Annotated in this window: 1 protein-coding gene; it reads left to right on the top strand. The window is 45.2% G+C overall.

The window, feature by feature from the left end:
* Window positions 1-228 (top strand): hypothetical protein (locus tag E1189_RS22915; protein WP_196220999.1); only part of this gene is annotated, 228 nt, incomplete at its 5' end.
* Between the last annotated feature and the right edge of the window lie 20 nt (window positions 229-248).

Genomic DNA, 248 nt, shown 5'->3' with positions numbered 1-248 from the left:
TGCTTTCGCCTTTTATCCGCCTGGCCGCAATCCAATCTGCAAGCGCTGGGTATCGAAGAGACAAAAGAGAAAGAGTTCAAACATACGTCGGAATTATTCTTTGATCAGGCCAACGCCCTTGAACCCCATCGACAAGAACTGAAGAAAGATGAACGATGGAGGCAAAAGGAACGAAAGTTGTTGACTCTTATGACTGGAGAAGCTCCGTGTGAACAGGGCAATGTCTAAGGTTTAATCAGATTATGGAA

This window comes from Parendozoicomonas verongulae, assembly GCF_009711465.1.
Classification (GTDB): Bacteria; Pseudomonadota; Gammaproteobacteria; order Pseudomonadales; family Endozoicomonadaceae; genus Sansalvadorimonas; species Sansalvadorimonas verongulae.
This window is presented reverse-complemented; position numbering and strand designations above follow the sequence as displayed.